The following is a 20,791-nucleotide window of genomic DNA, read 5'->3' as shown; positions in this document are numbered from 1 at the left end:
CGAAAAGGCAACCTTTCCTTTCATTCCCCCTCTGTTTGTGCCCACTTTCCCTCCGTTTGTGACTTGCGGCACGCTGCCCTCCCTGGAAATCAGGGAGAACACGTGCCGTCAAATCCTGCCATCCATCGGCCATCTTAGATTGTCCGGCGGCGGCGGCGGATCATCAGACCCATCAAGCCCAGCAGAAGAAGCAGCGCACGGGAGGCTTCAGGCACCACGACGAGGACACCGTAGGTGGTGAAGGCGCTGGTGTCCCAGGCCAGACCAGGGTTCGAGATGGTGAGATCTGGCAGGTAGAAGTCTCCCACCGCTCCGCCCGTGGTGAAGCCGGCTGGGTTGTTGAAGCCGTTGTTAACGATGGTTGCCCAGTCAACCAGGTTGAACACCTGGCCAACCGCATAGCTAGGCGTTCCATTGGCGAACACATGAACCGCACTGCCGCTGTTCAAAGTCAGCGTTCCAGCCACATTGAGGAAATCGTGGTTTCCTGAAGCAGGAGCGACATTGATCTCTGTCGCCACGGCCAGGTTGTCAGCCGTCGGAGTGCCGTTGTTGTTGGTGATGAGGTTCTGAACGTTGCTGTATCCATTCGAGAGGCTGGAGTCGCTGCTGAGGTAGTATTGGCCACCTGAGAACACAAAGGACGTAGGTGCCGCCACCGTCGGTGTCGTGATGCCCATTTCAAGCATGGACCCGGTGTTGACGACGAGGTTATGACCGACCGTAAGCGAACCGTTGTCTGCGCCGAGGCTTCCGCCAGGGGAAAGAACACCGGCTGCTCCAGCGCCACCGAGGATGACCGTGCTGGTGGCACTGCCGAGGGTGGAATTGTTGTCTGCAGAGAGCACCGCAGCACTGGTGCCTGTGAAGCTGTTGGTGGTGCCACTGTAGGTGCCCAGGGTGCCGGAAGCCTTGCTCACTGCGATGGAGGTGGTGTTCGTCTGGCTGCCTGCGAAGTGCAGCTGACCACTGCTCACCGTGGTGCTGCCCGTGTAGGTGCTGGCACCCGTGAGGATCCATGTGCCTGTACCATTCTTGGCAAGCGAAGTGGCACCGGAACCGTTGTCACCAACTGCGGCGGCCAGAGTATTGCCATCGGTGTTTGTGCCAGTCAGAGCAAGCGTGCGGGCAGTGTTGGTGCCGGCGAGGGCTGGTGCGGAGGTGCTGGTGAGCTTCAGCGCGCTGCCGGAGCCGCCGGAAGCGTCAATCGTGCCACCAGCGGTGCCAATGGTGAAGGAACGATCCGTGGTACCGTCGGTCGCGCCGGTGCCGGTGTATTTCAGCGTCGTGCCGAGGATTTGCAGGTTGTCGGCGGCATTGGTGGAAGCACCGATGCTGCTGTTGCTGCCACCGTCGGCGAGTTTCTTCACTTCGAGCGTACCGTTCGAGATCACGGTGCGGCCGGTGTAGCTGTTGGTGGTGTCACTCAGCGTGGTGGTGCCGGCTCCTGACTGAACGAGGTCACCGGTGCCACTGACGTTGTTGGTGATGTTGTAGGCGTTGCTGCGGGAGATGACGAGCTGAGTGCCATTGTTGATGACAGCGCCGCTGCCGAGCGTGCCGGTGGTGGTTCCATTGCCAATCTGCAGCGTACCCGTGCTGATCGTGGTCGCGCCATAGCTGTTGGTGCCGGTCAAGGTCAGATTGCCGGTGCCGCTCTTGGTCAGATCAAAGGCGCCACTGACATTTCCACTGACAAGGAGGCTGCCGGACGAGTTGTTCGTCCAGGTCTGGCTGGCACCAAGGGCGACATTGGCGCTGATGGTGTGGGCAGCGGAGGTGGAATTGACGGTGATGCCGCCACTGCCGACAGTCAGCGTGTTGGTGCCAGTGCCATTGGCAATCGTCACATTGGTGGTGTCAGCCGCAGTGCCGCTGCCCGTAAAGGTCAGGCTGGCGATGCTGAAGCTGCCATCCAGCGTGGTGTTGAAATTAGCAGAAGCACCGGTGTTGGCCGTCATGAAGACATTGGTCGTGCCTCCACCAGGAATCTGGCGGGCGTCGGTCGTGCCTGCAGCATCCGTGGACCAGTTGGTGTTGTTGGCAGCCCCGTTGATGGTGCTCCAGCTGCCCGTTCCACCGGAGCCCTGGGAACCCGTCCAGTAAGCATTCAGCGCAAACGGATTGGAGATGACGCTCAGCTGCAACTTGGTCGTGGTGGCGAGGAAATTGGCCGCCGTTGAGGCATTGCCAGTGTCCCACACGAGAAGGTAGCTGCGGCCACCACCGATCTGCACCAGGTTGCCACCAGCACCAAAGACAAGGCCACCGGTCGCAGCACCAAAGGTGAAGTCACCCGCAGCCGTCGAATTGGCAGCGAAGGTGACCAGGTCATACGTGCCATTGGCCAGTGTTGTTCCGGCAATTGTGTTCAGGTTCACAGCCGTTCCACCTGCATTCAGAAGCAACTTCTGATTCACCGCAATGAGGTCCTGGGTGTTTGCGGTGGCATTGATGTCCATGAGCAGGGATGTCGGCGTAGAAGCCCCGCCCAAGGTCAGGATGGTGGCCCCCGCTGTGGCGCTGTTCAGGGTCAGCGTATTAATCGTGCCATCCTGCAGGCTCAGGATGCCGCCTGTGGTGGTGCTGCTCACGGTGACGCTGGCGGAACCAGAAGTGCCGATGGTCCGGCTGCCAGTGATCTTCAGGGTGGCTGCGTCGGCCACGGTAACGGCCGTGCCACCCAAGGAACCGCCGGCCCCGAGCTCAAGAGTGCCAGAAGTGACGGTCGTCGTCCCGGTATAGTTGCTAGCTCCAGTCAGAGTGGTCACGCTGGAAGCACCGCCAGCCTGCTGGAGGGAGCCCGTGCCGGTGATGACGTTGGAGATGGTCAGAGCATTGCTGCGATTCACCACAAAGGCACCGTTGTTGGTGATCGTTCCCGTGCCGGTGCCGAGATCCCCTGTAGTGCCGCCAGTGCCGATCTGCAGCGTTCCAGCGCTGATCGTTGTTGTGCCCGAGTAGGTGTTGGCTGCGGTGAACACCAGTTTGCCTGCGCCGGTCTTGGTGATGCCGTCGCCCGTGCTGCCAGAGCCGTTGGAAATCGTGGCATTGACTGTCAGGTCGTCGGTTGCAGTGGTGCTGTCTGCCACGGCGAAGGTGCGATTGACCGGGCCAGAGAGCCCGGTTCCCACGGCGGTGCCGCCCAGAGAAACAAAACCAGAACCCAGGATCGTGGAGCCATTTGGATTGTTCGTGGCATCGTAGGTGACGTTGCCCAGCAAGGTCAGCGTGCCTGTGGTTCCGGTCTGAACGTTGTTGGTGCTCGTGCTCGTCGCACCCGCGCCACCAAAGGTGAGAGAGGCAACGCTGTTGGTGAAGTTATTCAGATTAAGCAATCCGGTTTCACCAGCAGTCGTGTTGTTGATGGTCACAGCTGTGGAAGCCGGCAGAGAATTGCTCGCCGCGAGGGTGATGGTGCCGCGATTGATCGTCGTGGAGCCGCTATAGCTGTTCGGGCCGCCCAGAGTCAATGTGCCGCTGCCAACCTTTACCAAGTTCAATGTGGATCCCACGTTGTTGGTGATCGCGCCACCAAAGCCAGTGCTGCTGGAGTCTCCAACGGTGAGGCTTACCGTGCCTGTGGCAGCGGAGTTGGTGATCAGCCCACCGGAGGTGTTGCTGTCGCCAGTGAGTGAGGCAACCGTGGTGTTGTTGCTGTTGAGGTCCAGCGTGCCGCCGGAGAGGACGGAAAGCGCCGTGGTGGTCGGAAGGGCACCCAAATTGCCCAGCTTGAGAAGACCACCGCTGACTGTGGTGGAGCCGGCATAACTGTTGAAGCTGCTGGCCGCGGCCGCACCGCCGAAGGTGATGTTCTGGTTCACCACCGATGCGGTGAGCGCATTGTTCAGAGTGATGATGCCCGTGGCTGTGTCAACATTCGTGACGGTCGTGGAAGCGGCAATGCCGATGCCCGTCACGGTTGATCCAACGGACAGCGTGGCAGCCTGCGCAGGAGTCACCGTCAGGGTGGTGGCACCAGCCGCCCCAGCAGTGGACGCGTAGGTCTGGGTCGTGCCAAAAGCAAAGGTGCCGGCGTTTGTGGTGGCCACGGCGGCCTGCGAAAGGGTTACAGCGCTGCCTGCCACAGAGGTCACTGTCGTGCCCGGAGCAATACCGGTTCCATGAACCGTCATCCCGGCGACAACACCTGCGGCGGCGGTGGCACTCAAAGTGAGCGTGTTTGTACCAGCAACGGTTGCATTTGTGGCGGCACCCGTCGCGCTAAGCGCACCGGTCGTCGTCGGTGTCAAAACCAACGTGCCGTCTCCGGCTTTAACCAGACCACCGGCAGTTCCAGTCACAATCCCACCCAGAGTGGCGGTGACCTGCGGGCTGGTGACCGTGATCGTGCGGGCGGCGCCGCCCAGGTTCACCACTCCATTCAGCGTCAGGCTGTGCGTGCTAGCCGTTCCACCGAAAGTGAAGTTGCCATTCACCACCAGATTGTTCGAGAAGGTGCGGGCGGTGTTGTCTGACTGGAGGGTGGTGCCCCCAGCAATGGTCAGGGCGCCTGTGCCCAGCGGACCGCTGGTGATGCCGGCGCCGGCGGTGCTCGGCGTGCTGGCAGCACCAATGATGAGAGTGCCCGTGTTAAGCTGCACACCGCCTGCGAAGGTGCTGGCACCGCTGAGCACCAGGGAGCTGGTGCCTGCTTTGACAAGGCCGGCCACCGTGGTGCTCATGGTGTTCTGCACCACACCGCTCATGATCATGCCCATGGGGGAGCTGCCGTTGACCGTGATGGTCTTGGTCACGCCATTGAGTTCCAGGATGGAGGCAATCGTTGGTGTGAAGCCGTAGTTGTCGTTGGTCGTGGTAATCGCACCGTTGATCACGATCGTGCCACCGGTGACGGTCGGAGTGGCAGAGCCGCCACTGTTGTTGAAGGTGAGCGACTGGAAGGTGTTCTGAGTGACCAGGGTCAGGACACCACCTCCGTTGATGGTGATGTTGCTGGTGGAGGCGATGGAGCCGTTGTTTGTGATCTGGGTGGCATTGGCGTTGTTGAGGATCAGATTGCCGGGAACCTGGATACCGCCGAGCTGGGAAGCCGCGTTGCTGATCTGGAGCGTGCCTTGGTTGACCACCGTGTCACCCGTGTAGGTGTTGGAGAAGTAAGGCAGCGGCGCGGTGAAGGTGAGCGAAGTCGCGCCAGAGCCGGTGGCCGCCGCAGACAGGACAAAGGTCGTGCCGTTCGTGATGGAGGCGATGGTGGCGCCGTTCGGGATGTTGGTGCCGAAGACAGGCATGCCGACCGCAAGGCCCGTTGTGTTGCCCGCGTTCACCGTCGTAGTTCCCGCCAAGGTGAAGGTGGATGTGATGCTCGGGACGTAGTTGGCGATTGGCGCTCCGAAGATCAGGTTGTCAGAAGCAGCCGAGGCAGTCGCCGTAACCGCTGCGCCAGTGGTCGCACTGACAAGCGTGACCGTGGTGCCACTGACGGATCCGACGACCGTGTTTTGAGGGATGCCAACACCCTGCACATACATGCCCGCCACGATGCCTGCCGCATCAGCCGCGGAGGCCATGGTGATGGTGCTGCTTGCATTGGTGACAGAAGCGATGGCCGTGCGACCGATCGCGGGAGACAAACCATAATACGCATTGGCAGTGCCAGTGGCGGAAGCGTTGACGGAAAGCGTGATGGTGTTGCCATCCACGATGCTCGCGACCGTCGTACCGGCCGGAACGCCAGGGCCTTGGACTGGCTGACCGACGAACATGCCCAGGCTGCTCAGGACCTTGACCGTGCTGCTGCCGCTGGTGGTGGCAGTAATGACGGAACGCTCAGCAGGTGCGGTGGCCGACATCGAAGTCACGCCCGCCGTGGTATTGGCCGAGAGGGTGACCGTGGCTCCGGCTCCGGTTCCGGAGAGGGCGGTGATATAGGTGTTGGCCGGGATGCCCGTGCCGGTGACCAGCTGACCCACCACGAGGCCGGTGGCATTCGTCAGCGCCACCGTATTGGTGCCACTGGTATTTGTCACGGCGATCGCGCTCTGAGTTGCAATAGGAGCGAAGAGCAGTGTCGCGGAACCCGTGCCGGTCGCATTGGCGGACAGAGTGACGGTAGTACCCGACACGCTGATGACAGTGGTGTTGGCCGCCAGTGTACCGGTGCTGCCGACAGCCGTGGAGACCACCATGCCCGGATACACCACCGTCCCGGTCGGAACAGTGACCGTGGCCGAGCCGCTGGTCAGCGAAAGGTTGCCAAGCACCTCGGTTGTCGGCGCCGTGAAGGTCTGATCTGCAGCGGTCGTGGTTCCAGTGCCCACATTCTGGCTGACGGTAAGAGTGGAGCCACTGTTCACCTGAGTGATGACGGACGAGGCCGGGATGCCCACGACGGCCGCATTGAAGCCCATGCCGACCACAACGCCGGCAACACCCGTCTGACCGGTGCTGTTGGTGCCAGCCGTGGTGACCAAGGGGCTTCCGGACGTGGAACTGGCGAAGCTCAGACGCGGCTCAACGCGAATGGCAACTGTCGCGCCACCCGACTTCACAAAGTTCACCGCACCGCCGCCGTTGTTTTCCAGGCGGCTCAGGAACTGGGTGGTGCCGTTGTTGGCGAATGCATAAATGCTTGAGTTTGCCGTGGAGCCGGCGGTCATGCGACCGTTAAGGAAGTTGACCGTCTGGCCGTTGTTGTTGGTAAGGATACCGCCAGTTCCGATGGTCAGCAGTTGGTCCATGGAACGGAACACCATGCCTGCAGTCGCGGTCGCGCCCGTATTGCGCACCGCCCAGGAGTTGATCGTGCGGGCAGTGATGTCCGTAACGGTGGCACCGGTGTTGATGTTATCTGCTGCAACACCCGCTGTGATGGCATTGGCGGAATAGCCTCCGAACGGCGTCTGGCCGTTGGTGCTGAAGCCGAGGTTGCCGATTCCGAACGCGCCGGTGATTGGATCCACCGTCGAACGGTAGGTGGCGAAGTCCGCACCGTTGATCACAGCCCAGCCGCCGATGATGCCATTCACGAGCGTCGGCGCGGAGGTGATGACAATTTGCGGATTGGCTCCCTGGTTGAGAAGGGCCGTGTTGGATGCATTGACGAGCGTGCCCACCGGACCGCCCAGGTTGCCGCCGGCACTGGTGAAGTTGATGGTGGACTGAACCGCACTGCCACGCGTGAGGCTGGCGAGAGTCAGCACCGAGCTTGATCCGGAGGTGGCGCCGCTGGCAAAGATGGTGTTGTTGATGACGTTGGCACCACCGTTGATGGTGACCGCACCGAGCGTCTGGGTGTCTGAAATGTCGCCAGCCAGGAAGGACAGCGTGCCGCCTGTCAGGCTGAGGGCGCCTGCGCCGATGCGGGAGGAACTGACGATGCCGAGGCCACTGTTGTCGAGTGTCACCTGTCCAAACGGCAGGCTGATAGTGCCGGTGGTGGTCATGGTGGCACTGTCACGGAGAATCACAGAGCCGCCACGCACGGTGAAGCTGCCCGAGCCGAGGTTGCTGGCGCTCACCAGAGTGAGGCTGTTGGAACCCTGTTTTTCAAAGTTGATGTTACCACCGGAGATAGCTCCAGCAAAGGTGATGGCGGTGTTGTCCTGAACCACCAGCAACGTGGCGGTGGAGCCGCTGCTGTTGGTGACGGTGCCGGCGCCACCAGCATAGATATTGGCGGTGGTGTTGGTCAGCCTGCGGACGGCCTGGGTGTTGCCATTGAGGTCGAACGTGCCGCTGTTGACGTTCAGATCGGCAACGGTCGCGACGGTTGCCGTCGGGATCACAAGCAGCGGATTCGCGGCAAGACCTGCTCCGAGTCTCAAAGTGCCATTGTTGACCGAGGTCGGTCCCGAATTGTAGCTGGCCTTGGTCAGAACCGCCGTGCCGGAGTCATCCTTGGAGATGCCGCCTGTGCCGAGAATCGTCGAGCCGATCGTCAGCGTCGTGCCCGCACCGAGAACGTGGAAGTTCCACGGATTGGCGGCTGCCGTCATGGTGCCGCCAGTGAAACCGACGTTGCCGCTGTTGGCGACGACACCGCCGCTGGTGATCGTCAGGGTGTTCAGGGCGCCATTGAGACCGTAGAACTGGCCGCTTGGACTGTTAGTCGAAGTCATGTTGCCGCCACTGAAGTAGCCAATACCGCCGCCACTATTAAGGGTGAGGCTTTGGAGCGTCGTGGCCTGCTGAATGGCGTTCGACACGGTGGTGACGAAGTTGGCGGTGGCGGTGGCTCCGAAGGTGATGCGCTGGGCCTGTGCGCCACCTGTGGTGGCTGCGCTCAATGTGATGGTGTTTCCCGAAATGCTGCTGATCACCGTGTTCGCTGCGATTCCGGTGCCGCTGACAGCCATGCCCGGAAACAGATTGGAGGCATCCTGAACCTGAAGAGTGGTCGAGTTGTTCATCGAACCGGTCAGCACCACGCCTGTGCCGGCGTTTGAGGTCAGAAGACTGCGGTACTCAGAAGAGGTCAGCAGGCGGAAGCCGTTCGCGTCATGCGTGACGAATCCGCCCGTGGTGTTGGAGGAATCGATGCCAATGATGTCAGGACGGATACCGTTGGTGACTGATCCGCTAACTGCGGGGTTGGTACCAACGAGGTTGGGTGTCGTGGCAATGACCGTGACCCGGTTGGCTCCTGCGGCACCGCCGCCAAGAGTGCCGGTGGCTCCAGCATTCAGGACAAGAGAACCCAAGTTCGTGCTGCTCTGGGCAGCCACGCTAGCAATGTTGATGCGGGTCTGGTTGCCCGTGTTCTGAGTCAGATTCCACTGGGTCTGGCCAGCGAGATTGGTGACGGCGTTCAGATTTTCGGCCACGGCGGCGCTGCTGCTGCCCTGATAGTTCAGGACACCACCACGATTGTTGAAAGCGCGGTCGGCGGTCGTTGTCTGGATGGAGGTGGTGCCGCCGAGGCGGTCACTGACGGCTCCGGTGCCGTTCAAGGTAAGGACACCACCCTTGCCGAGGTTGGTGGTCACAAAGCCCACCTTGCCGGTGGCCTGGTCCATCGAGACGGCATCACCGAGGATGGTCAGCGTGCCCAGCAGGGCGCCTGAGCTGTCGCCTGTGAGCGTCCAGTCTCCCGAACCGACTTTCGTGACCGACAGAAGGCCGGAGGTGTAGTCGCTGAGGAAAGTGCCCGCGAAGGTGCCGGAGGTGCTGTCACCCGTCACCAATGTGGCAGCAGTGCTCACGTTGAAGTTCTTGATGAAGGTGCCTGCTGCGCCGCTGATGGTACCAACCACAATGTTGCTGTTGCCACGCATGTCGAGAATGGTGCCGGCATTGGCAAGATTGACCGCAGTGGAGACATAGTTGGAGGCAGCGGTGCCAGTGTTCGGGCCGAGCACCAGAGTTCCGGCATTGACATTGACCGTGAGCGTCTGGCTGCTGAAGCCGCCCAACTGAAGAACGCCTGCGCCTTCCTTGTTGATGGTGCCGCTGGTAAGGATGTTCGAGTTGATCGCGAGACCGATCTGCTCATTCGACTGTCCGGTGGTGCCTTGGACCGCAGTCAGGCCGCCAGCCACCTGGGCCACCGTGATGGTTGCCGTCGAGGGCAGTGCCAGACGTCCGCTGAGCATGGGCACGATGCGAACATCATCCAGTGCGCTGGCGCTGATCGTATCAGCCGTGTTGCCCAGAGTCAGAGTGCCGATGCCACTGATGACAAAGGTGCTGCCAGGACCGTTCGTCGCCGTCAGGAATCCGCCCTGAGACTGGAACGCGAGCTTGGAAACGGTTTCGTTGAAACCATTGAGGTCCCAGGCTGCGCCACCACGAACGGTGACCGTTGCGGTGTCAGCGATCTGCTGGCTGCCGAGATTTCGCGTGGTGGAATTGCCAACCCCTGCGGTGTCACCACCGCTCTGAGTGCCGCCTGTGATCACCAGGTTGCCAGTGATGGCATTGCCAGAACCGGTCTGATTGTTGAGGAGGAGAAGAACTCCATTGCTGTAGGCGGTGCCAGCATAGGTGTTGGCGTTGGTGAGGTTGATGGCCGGGGTGTTGGCAACCTGGGCCATGGCGTCCATCACCAGGTCGAAAGTGCCGGTGCCATTGGCGCCGATGTCGGAGTTGATGGTCAGCGTATTGGCACCGCTGTGGAGGAAGAGTTCCGAGCCGCTCGTGGTCAGGCGGCCACGAACCGTCGCAGAACCGATCGTGCGTGCGGCATTGTCAGTGCCTGAGAGGAGGCCACCGGAGGCGAGGGTGAGCGTGTCGGTGGCAGCAGCGAAGTTCACTGTGGTAGCCGCACCGTTCAGGCTGAGGGAGTTGATGATCTGGCCGCCGGTGATCACACTTTGTGTGCCGCTAAAGCGAACGTTGCTGGTGCTGGTGGCTGCTGCCAGCGTGGTTGTTTGTTCGATGCCGTTCAACTGGCGGATGCCAGTGGCAGGGTCGTATTTGGCAAACTCGGCGTTTACGGCAGCGGTGGTGCCGTCAGTGGTGACCACGGTGGCCCAGCCGCCGATGATGTTGTTGGTGTTGGTGGTCAGGGCCGCTGCGCTGGCGGTGACAAACGGATTGCTGCCCAGCACACCGCCACCAGAAGTAAAGGTGAGGGTGGACCCTGTCGAGCGGCTGAAGGTGCCTCCAAGATTAAGGGTGGCCTGGCCGAGGCCGCTGTTGCCGACGTTGGCACGAATGACGGCATTGCCGCCCACGACAGAGAGGTTGCCTAAGGTGACGGACCCGACCGTTCCGCTGCGGCTGATGTACTCAAAGGCGCCCCCATCGAGACTGATCGCCACGGCACTGCTGATGCGATTGTTCATGGCCTGGAGGCCGGAGTCGTCCCAGCGCAGGAGGCTGTTGCGAATGCTGATGGTGTCACCAGCAGTCATGCCGGACAGACGGCCCTGATCCACCAGCGCGGTGATGCTGCCCATGAAGGTGGCGTTGCCGGTGAACTGGTTGTTGTCGCGCAGGTTGAGCTGCGTGCCGCCGGTCTTGATGAAATTCAGGTTGCCATTGATCTGGCCGGTCCAGTCACGAGCTGTGTTCACGTTTGTGATGAACGTCGCCAACGAACCCGCGTTGTTGATGATCCCGCCACTGCCTTCGGTGCTGTTGCGGCTGAGGAGGTCGCCGAAAATCTGATTGTTGCCGTTCAACTCAAGCAAACCACCCGTCATGACCAAGGCGTCATTGTTGGCGGTGGTCGTGCTGGCGGAGATGAGCGGAGCCGTGGCAAAGCGGTAGAAGATCGCGTTGTCCGGAGCAGCGGCGGCGATTTCGACCGTACCGAGATTGATGGTGGTGGCCCCAGTGTAGCTGTTACCGGCTGTTGAGCTGAGAAGCAGCTTGCCGTCACCGCTCTTGGAGAGGCCGGCTGTCGTCGGAGCCACACGTCCACCGAGCGCTACATTCAGTGTCAGCGTCGTGCTGCTGCCCATGGTGTGAATGGTCCAGCCCGTCGTGGCCGCGGTGGTCGTCAGCGTACCTGCGCCGGTGATGGAAGCACTGGTCTTGGCCAGGATGCCACCCGACTCGACCTGCAGGTTGCGAAACGCGTTCACCGTGAACGGCCCGGAGCTTTCGAAGGTGATGGAGTTGACGCTGTTGGAGGTGACGCCCGTGGCAGCCGCACCGGAGTTCAAAGCTCCCGTGACACGCATGTTGGCATTGGCGGTAAATGCCGTGGCCATTTCGGTGCTGGTGTTCAGTGGGCGAAGACCATTGGTGGCACCATCGTTAACCAGGAATTGAGTCGTAGCTGTGGTCCCATTGCTCGTCGACGAGGTGTCGGCGATTGCCCACGGGAAGATCTGTTTGTTGGTTGCACCATTAGCACCGGCCTGGCCAAGAAGGGTCTGGAAGTTGGTCGGCGCCGTGGTGGTGGCGAGGATGATGTTGGTGTTGGTGGCACCCGTGCCCTGTCCAAGAGCGTCACCACGAATGAACAAGGTTGCACCGTTGGCACGGGAGAGCGTGCCAGCACCGGCGGTTGTGATGCGGAGGTTCGCGCCGTTATTATCCAGCGAGATGAGGTTGTAGCCGAAGTTGATCGCAATCTGCGCGTCCGTTGCCAGCGCTTCATTCACCGCCGTGGTGCTGTTGCCAAGCATCTCAAGCAGACCACCGTTCAAGGTGACCGCACGCGTGCCGAGGCGGACGCTGCTGGCAGTGCCCGTGTTGTCGAGTGACAGCTTCACATCCGGGACGATGCCGGTGTAGGTGGCGTTGTTGAGGGTGGTGGCAGTGGTGCCGAAAATACCAAGGGTTCCAGCGCCGCTAAGCGTGATGCTGCCCTGGTTGATTATGGTAGTTCCCGTCGTTGCTGTGCCGTAGGTATTGGCAGCGGTCAAAGTGAGGTTGTTGGTGCCCACCTTGGTGAGGGTGAAAGCTCCGCTGACCACGCCACTAAGCGTGATGTCGCCGGAAGTCACACCACTCAGAGCATTGACGCGGCTGCCGCCAATGCTGGTGGCAGCTGACATCGTCACCGGACCGGCAAGGCTGGCCGCAGTCGCGGATGAGTTGATCAACGCAGCCAGAGAACTGACTGTGCCGACGCCCGAAATGGTGCCGCTGCCGCCGAAGCCAGCACCCGCGAGGGTGATCGGCTCAGCACCGATGGTCAAGCCGTTGAGATCAAGCACCGCGCCGCTGGAAATGGTGGTGGCGTTCGTCGTGTCGCTCAAGGCGCCGGCATCCCCCAGTTTCAAGGTGCCCAGATTGACAGCAAGGGTGGTGAAGCTGTTGCCGGAGCCCGAAAGGGTCAGGGTATCGGTGCCGGTCTTGGTCAGACCAAAGGCTCCTGTGATGTTGTTGCTAAAGATCAAATCTCCGTAGCCACCGATGGAGGAGGCACTGCCAAGGGTGATAACACCAGAAAGCGTTGCCGCGGTGGCGCTGCTGTTCCAGATGGCACCCTTGAAGTTGCCAGCGAGCACAGCGGTACCAGTACCGTTGATGGTAAGCGCTTTAGTGATGCTCAAACCATTCACGTCCAGCATGCCGTTGGTGGCTCCCACCAGGTTGGCGATGGTTCCCGATGCCGTAGCACCCTGCGAAATGGTGATCTGCGTGGCACTGTCCACGCTGACAATGTAGGCGCCGTTCGGGATGCCGGTGCCAGTCACCGCCATGCCCTGCTGCATGCTCGCGGTGGAACTGATGCCTGTGATCACGGCGGAACCAGCGGCAGTGGTGGCGGCAGCTTGGGCGGCGAGGGTATTTCCAGACACCGTGACGAGGCCGGACGGCAGTGCCCCGACGTTATTGAGCATCACTGTGCCGTCCTGGATGGCGAGGTCGCCGGTGAAGGTGCCGGCAGTGGCGTTGTTTCCACCGAGGATGAGGGTGCCCTGGCCGGCCTTGATAAGCGCGCCACTGACCCCTGTGCCGGTGACCAGACCCGTACCACTTTGGGTGACGGTGCCGATAAGGTTCAACGTGCCGGCACTGGCAGTGGTGCCAACACTCGTGGTGGCGATAATGGCACCCGTGCCAATGGAGATCAGCCCGTCCGCGCCGAACCAGCCGGTGCCGAAGCTGCCAGAGGCACCATTGGTGATGTTCAGGATGGAGTTGTTGCCCAGCACCATGGCGAAAGCGCCTGCGCCTTGGGTGCCCGTTGTGTCGATTTGGTTGGAAGCCTGGGGAGCGACCACCGCGCCGAACTGTGTGCCGAAGGAGTCGAGCGTGGCTGTGGTGCCGCTGGCCAGATAATAGGCATTATTGATGATGGCTGCACCATTGTAGCCGTTCGCTGCCGTGGGAGCTGCGAGGGTGCTGAAGAGGTTTCCAGAAGCGATGGACTGGAAGCTATTTCCGGTGTCGGCACCGGAGTAGAGCAGGCGGAAGCCGCCTCCGCTGCCAGCATTAGTGACCTTGTAGACAATGGAGTGATAGCCGCTGGTGAGGTTCACGGTGACGTTGGCAAGGTCGCTGAGGCCGTGGCCGAAGGTGCCGTCGCTGGCGACAGCCACGCCATCGATGTAAAGGGCGAGACCGTCGTCGGAACCAGAGCGGAAGGTGTAATTGCCACCTGTCGCAATGTTCAAGAAGCCGGAATAGGCGGCAGCACCATTGGTGAAGCTGCCAGCGGTGGAGACCGGACGATAGGCGAAGGTACCGTCGGCGAGCTGGTTGATGAACAGGTTCGAACCCGAGAAGCCCGCCCCAGAGAATGCCTGGGAGACTGTGGCGGTCGGTGCCGCAGCAAGCTGGGCGAAGCCGGCGTTAAGGCCGCCGCTGCTGTAACCGTAGCTCGTCATGTTCGCACCAGTGAGCACGGCGCTGTTGATCTGAATGGGGTAAGCGCCATTGAGGACAATCGGTGCGCCAGAACTGAGTGTGGTGGTGGTGCCGATCTGAACCTGGTCGGTAAAGAGCAGGTTGCCCTGGCCGACATTGACAGGCTTGTCTCCGGACCAGCCGAAGACGACCACCGTGGAACCCGAGGCGACGTTGATCAGGGGCGCGGCACCACCGGCCGTGTCGCCACTGATGTTCACCAGGCGCAGAGTGTAGCCGTTGGCACTCGAGACGTTAAGGATCTGGCCGCCATTGAGCTGCAGGTCGTTGATGGCGATGGTGTTGCCCGTGTTGGCACCGTTGTTGCCGACGTTGAGGCTGGCCGCAGCAAGCGCACCGTTGACCACAATGTTGTTGGCGTAAGAAATGACACCGTTGTTGGCCGTGCCGTTGTTCTGAAGGGAAAGGAGACCCCCGTTGCCGATGGTGGCCGTGGTGCCGGAGAAGACAGGGGCCGTGCTGTTGTCATTGAGGCCGGCGAGGGTGAGCGTGCCCGCGTTGACCGTGACACCACCCGTGAAGGTGTTGTTACTGCCCAGAAGCAGCGTGCCGAGACCTTCCTTGGTAATGCCGTAGCCATTGCCGCCGTCATCCAGAAGCATGTTCAGGGTCAGCACCGCCTGGGGCGCATCCACAGTCACCGTGGTATTGCCCAGCAACGTGGTCGTGGTGTTATTACCCTGGATGGTCAGGTTGTTGGTGCCCTTGAGCGTGATCTGCGTGCCGCCGAGCACCAAGGCGTTGCTCAAGGTATTCGCAGCCGTGGAAGTCAGGTAGGTGCCCGCCGCACCGGTGGTGAGAGCGCCAATACCGACAGGGCCGTTGGCAAAAGCGGCGACGACACCCGTAGTACCGTCACGCGTGGTCACATTGGTGCTGCCACCGACGGCGAGGCCGCCTGCCTGCACATTCACGCCGCCGCCGAAGAGGCTCGCGCCGGAAAGCTGAAGGAGGCCATTGCCCATCTTGACGAGGCCAGTGGTGCCGACGTTGGAAGAGCTGCTGATCGGCGCGCTGATCGCCAAGGTTGGCGTTACGTTGGCCACGGTGGTGTTGCCGTTCACCGTCACGGGGTTCACCGTCAGGGTGCGATTTGTGCCACCCAGATCCACGGCGAAACCGCCAGTGCCTGTACCAGAGATGGTGGAGACCGTGCCCGCGTTGCTCGAACTTGCGGTGATATCACCGTTGAGTGTCAGGATGCCGGTGCCGGTGGTCAGCGTTGGCGCTGTGCCGCCGTCGTTGTCAAAAGTCAGGCCGGCGAGGGTCTGATTGAAGTTGTTCAGGTTCAGCGTGGCCAGGTTGCCGCGGATCACCGGGGTGATGCCGAAGTTGATCTGGTTGGCCTGCAGGAGACGAACATTGCCGCCATTGAGGATGAGCGAGTCGGCCACGTTGGTGGCCAGCGGGATTGCAGAGTTGCCCGTTGTGCCATTGGCACCGGTCACGTTGAGGTCGAAGATGCCATTGTTCGCTCCATTGGGCGCGTTGACGATGGTGCCACCGGAGTAGGTGTTGGCACCGTTGGTGATCTGGAGGGTGCTGGCATTGTAGCCGGTGTAAACCAGGCGCACCACGTCGCTGCCATTGTCAACAATACGCGAATTGATGATGAAGGCGTTCGCGCCGGTGTTGACAATGCTCAGGTCAGCCGGGGTGGCGCTCGGCACACCGCCCGCCGTGAGGCGACCGCTGTCCACCGTCGCACCAAAGTTCGTGCTGGACGTTGCCGATTTGACGATGAGACCCGCCGTCAGATTGAAGACGTCAGTAGAACTGCTGAACGTAAACGTCTGTGCCACCGCGGCGTTATTCAGGACCATGGCGTTGATGTTCAGCCCGCCCGACGGAAGGGCGATGGAAGCTGCTGTGCCAACTTTATAGTTTCCGGCAGCATTGCTGGCCGCAGGGAGAGCGACACCGTCGTAGCCTTGATAGCCGGCAGTGCCGAGCGGAGCAAAGCCACCGGTGGTGCTTCCGGCTGACGCAGCCACATAGCTCACCAGCTCAGCGCCGCCGCTGTTCATCCACGGGACGATGCCGTTCACCAGCAGGCTGGTGCCATTGGTGGCAGTCAGGCGCTGGTTGCTGCCCATCTGGCCAGTCATGTTGTTCAAGAGGAGCATGGCGCCGTTGGTCTGCGTAACGTTGCCGAGAGCGATGACCGTGGAGCGAACCGTGCCCAGGGCTTGAGTGGACGGGAAGGCGATGTTGTTGCCCCCTTCAGCAAACAGCACATCGCCGAGGGTTTCCAAGGTGTTGGTCTGGTCACGCCCCGTGATGGTGAGAGTACCGTTGCGGAACGTGAAGTTCGCGGCGTTGTTGATCCGGTCGGTGTTCGACATGGTGCCGGCATCGTTAAGCGTGAGGACGGCGCCATTGAGGTCGATGCTCGTGGTGCCAGAGAGGCGGCCTTCGTCCTGAAGGGTCAGCGTGCCGCCATTGATGAGCGTGCCACCCGTGTAGGTGTTGTCAGAGTAAAACACCGTGTTGTTAAGGCCCGATTTGTTGAAATAGAGGCCCGCGCCCTGGATGCTGCCGCCCCACGCACCGGTGGTCCCAGAGGAGTGGGCGGAGATGAGGGTGCTTGTCCCGGTGATGACCCCGGAACCTGCGAAGGCCAGACGGTTCGGCGAGCTGATTTCACCGACCATCTGTGCATTCGCGCCAAGATTGAGTGTTGCCCCCGGACCGACGGAAAGGTTCTGCCCTGCAGTGCCACCCTGCGCACCCTGCCAGAGGGTGTTCTCGCCACCATTGAGGGTGGTCGTGCCACCAGCCACCGTAAAGAAGTTGTTGCCTGCGTTGAAGAACTGCTTGGTGTTGAAGGTAAGGCTGCCTGCCAGGCTCTTGGTAACATCCTGAGTGTTATAGAACGCGGCATTGACCGAGAGGTCGGCACCCGTGTCCACGGAGATCGCGCCTGCGACGCTGGTGAAGACAATGGCGGCGGCACTGGTGGCGGCAGGCTGCGGGGCAGTGCCAAAGAAAATGGCCGGGGCGGAACCGCTGCCTGCCAGAGTCGCGTTACCGATTGTCTGCCCGGCGCCGGCGGCGAGGATCATGCCCGTGTTGATGGCAAGCTGCGTGCCACCGGAGGTGGCGAAGGTGACGTCGGTTCCTGTTCCTGAGATTTTCAGAGCGTTGGTCGTGCGCAGGTTCAGGCCCGGGTTGCTAAGCGCCCCAGTATCACCTGTGATGTTGATGACATTGCGTCCGCCCGTCACAGTGGCTGCGTCCTGAGCATTCATGCCGTAGGCAGTGCCGCCATTGACATTGGTGTATCCCAGATCGGTGCCAGTACCGGTGCCATCAATGGTGGTGTAGGTCGAGTAAGCCTTGACGTTGCCGGCGGCACCGGAGCCGGTGTAGGTCGCGAAGTTCGTGCCCGTGGCGTCCCTCACAATGGCGCGCAAGATGATGCCGTCACCTGCTACTGTGCCGCTATTGACCGGAGTGGAACTGACAAAAGTAGCAGGCATCGTCGCCGCCACTGGCGTGGTGGTGAAGATGATGCGGTTCGTGGTGGCATTGAAGGTCTGCGCACTCTCAAAGAGCAAATTACCGCCTGTGGCTGGAACGGTGAGCGAAGCGAACGTCAGGGTGGCATTGGCCGTTCCTGCATTGTTCAGCGTGAGCTTGCTCCCGCCCGGGCCGGCAGCGAGCGCTGCGAATGTTTCGGCGGAAGCGGAAGTGCCGTTGGCAGTGTAAGCGAAGTTGCCGGCATTCAGAGTCAAGGCGCGGGCAGTGCCACCACTTAAACGGGCAAGCGGTCCGCTTGTGGTGTCGTTTACGCTGAGCAGCCCATTGTTCTGGACGATGATGGCGCCAGTCCCGCCGGTAAACTGACCGGCACCTGAGACGTTGAAAGTGCCTTGTGTCACCGTGATCGCCAAAGCCGTCGTCTGCGCGGTCGTGAAGTTCAGCGTGCCAGTGCCAATCTTGGAGATGGTCACACCAGCCGTGCCGATGCTGCCATTGACATTGATGACGCCCGTGCCCACCGCATTGAAGGTGGGGCTGTTGCTCAACGAGAGGCCACTGATGTTCAGCGTCGCCCCGGTGGCAGCACCGAATGTGAGGCCCACAGAGGCCGTGTTGGTGATGGTACCACTGATCGTGTTGACACCGCTCAAAGAGAACACACCGCCCGTGTTGTTGATGCCGCTGGGTGCACCGGAACCCGTGCTGGCCATGTTAATGTTGTTCGTCAGGGTGATGTTATTGGTCAGATAGAGAGCAGCGCCTCCACCCACTGCTGCACCTGTGCCGAGAACGATCTGTCCCGAGCCGAGCGCATTGGCATTGTCGATCTGGACAACGCCCGCAAAGATGTTGGTAGCGCCGGTGCGGGTGCTGTTGTTTGCCGTGATGAACAGCGTGCCGATGTCGTTTTTCTGCAGGGCGTTCGTGGCGGCGCTGAAGGTGAACGGCGTGTCAATGACCCCTGTGGTGTTGGCAGCAACATCAATGCCCACGGTGGCTGCATTGAGGTTGATGGTGCGACCTGTGAGCGTGTAGGTCGTGCCGCCAGTCAGCCGCAGGCCCTTGGTGCCCGAGTTCGCACTGAGGCGGATGACGTTGGTGGAGTTGCCAAAGGCTCCATTGCTCGTGCCGGACAAGATGCCGTCCGTGACGTCAATGATCGCGCTGGTGCCACCGAAGGTGTTGCCCGCGTTGGTCAGTTCCATCGTGCCTGCTCCAGACTTGGTAAGGACGACGTTGCCCGCACCCGTCTGTCCGCCGCTGATGATGCCGCTGAGGGTCAGACCCTGCACCACGTTGGAGTTGGTGGCGGTACCGACACTGAAGGTCGGGAATCCGCCGCTGGTGGCCAGAGCCTGATTGTTTGAAATCAGCAGCCCGTAGCCATTGGCATTGTTCGTCACAGTCAAAGTGACCGCGGGGTTCGGACTCGCGATGCTGAAATTGTTCAGCTCGATGGTCTTGTTCAGCGCTGCCAGGTTGAGTGGCGCAAAGGTCAGCGCGGCACGGTCCACGGCAATGGTGGCAGCCGTGGTGTTCATGGTGACGGCGTTGCTGATCGTGAGGGTCTCAGGTTTGACACCCGTGGAGACTGCCGTGCCATCCCAAAGAATCTGAAGGCTGCCACCGTCGAGGTTCACAGGAGCCGCGCTCAGCGGCGAAGCACCCACGCTGGAAAGCGTGCCTGCTGCCACGTTGAAACTGGAGGTGCCGGTGATCGTGGTCGTATTGTCGGCGTTGAGACGCAGGATGCCCGCTCCGACCATGGAAATGGTCTGGCTGGCCGCCGTCAGCTTTCCATTGAGCTGGAGCAGTGTGGCGGGGCTGAAAGCGCCTCCGCCTGTGCCGATGGTCACTCCGCGATTGGCGGCAAGCACCGGGCTGTTCGTCGCAGCGAGAATGGCGCCGTTCTGGATGGTCAGCTGGTCAGCCACAAAGCTGGCGGGATCGGCACCGAGGCTGTTGCTGCCGGAAATGGAAAGGACCCCATTGTTCACGGTAGTCTTCCCAGTGTAAGTGTTGGCCACTGCCGCATTGGAGAGGGTCAGAGTGCCAAGGCCTTCCTTGGTAAGGCCAAAGCTGCCGCTGATGAGGCCGCCGATGGTGCCGATCATTTGCGGTGCCGTCACTGTGATGACGGGGGTGGCATTGAGTGTGGTGGCACCGTTGAGGGTAACGCCAAGGATGCCGTCGAAGGTGAAATTTCCGCCCACCGTCACTGCATTGGCCACCGTCGCAGCGGTGGAAGCAAGGAGGCGGGTGTTGTTGCCAATGTTCAGAGTGCCTGTGCCCAGCGGGCCGCTGGTGACGGTGGATCCCACCGCGCTCCCGGTGCTGCTCACATTGAGGACCAAACCGCCCGCCTGGAGGTCCACGCCACCCGTGAAGGTGTTGGCTGCCCCAAGCTGCAGGAGGCCATCGCCCGTCTTGATGATGCCACCGGAGGCACCCGAGTTCCCGATGATTGCAGTGACATTCAAAGTCGGTGTCAGTGAGGCCACCGTGGTGGAACCGTTGATGGTCACGGGCGCAATGTTGAAAGTACGGTTGGCACCATTCAGGTCCAGGCCCAGCGCTGCAGTGCCGGAGATAAGCGAAACCGCGCCAGCGTTGGAAGAGGTCGCCGTGACATTTCCAGTCAGCTTCAGAATGCCACCAGCAGCCCCGAGAGCCACGGTTGGAGCTGCTCCACCATTGTTGTTGAAGTTCAAGCCAGCGAGGGTTTGAGCAAGGGCGTTCAGGTTCAGTGTGGACCCGCCGTTGAGGATCGGCGTGACGCCGAAGTTGATCTGGTTGGCAATCGTCGAACGCACGGTGCCACCGTTGATGATCAGTGAGTCGGCCACCGTGTTAGCCAGCGGAATCGCCGAGACGGCCCCGCCGTCGGCACCCGTCACACTGAGGTCGATCTGACCGGAAACCGCGCCACCGTTGAGCACCGTGCCGCCGCTGTAGCTGTTGGCGCCGTTGGTGATCGTCAGCAAGGAAGCCGCCGTCTGCACCGGAGTGAACACCAGCTTCACGCGATCCGTACCATTGTCCACGATCCGGGCATTGAGCGTCACCGACT

Annotated in this window: 1 protein-coding gene (running past one end of the window); it reads right to left on the bottom strand. The window is 61.3% G+C overall.

Going from position 1 to position 20,791, the window contains the following annotated elements; translation table 11 throughout:
• Positions 1 to 134: 134 nt before the first annotated feature.
• Positions 135 to 20,791, bottom strand: partial view of an autotransporter-associated beta strand repeat-containing protein gene (locus ACILSO_RS27790; protein WP_395740754.1) — the 3' portion only. Its footprint extends 16,723 nt past the window's final position; only the last 20,657 of its 37,380 coding nucleotides appear in the window; its start codon lies beyond the right edge, outside the window; its stop codon occupies positions 135 to 137.

Origin of the sequence: Prosthecobacter sp. (genome assembly GCF_044226605.1) — a bacterium.
Classification (GTDB): domain Bacteria; phylum Verrucomicrobiota; class Verrucomicrobiia; order Verrucomicrobiales; family Verrucomicrobiaceae; genus Prosthecobacter.
Note: the sequence above shows the minus strand (reverse complement) of the source record. Positions and strands in the feature narration are given on the sequence as shown.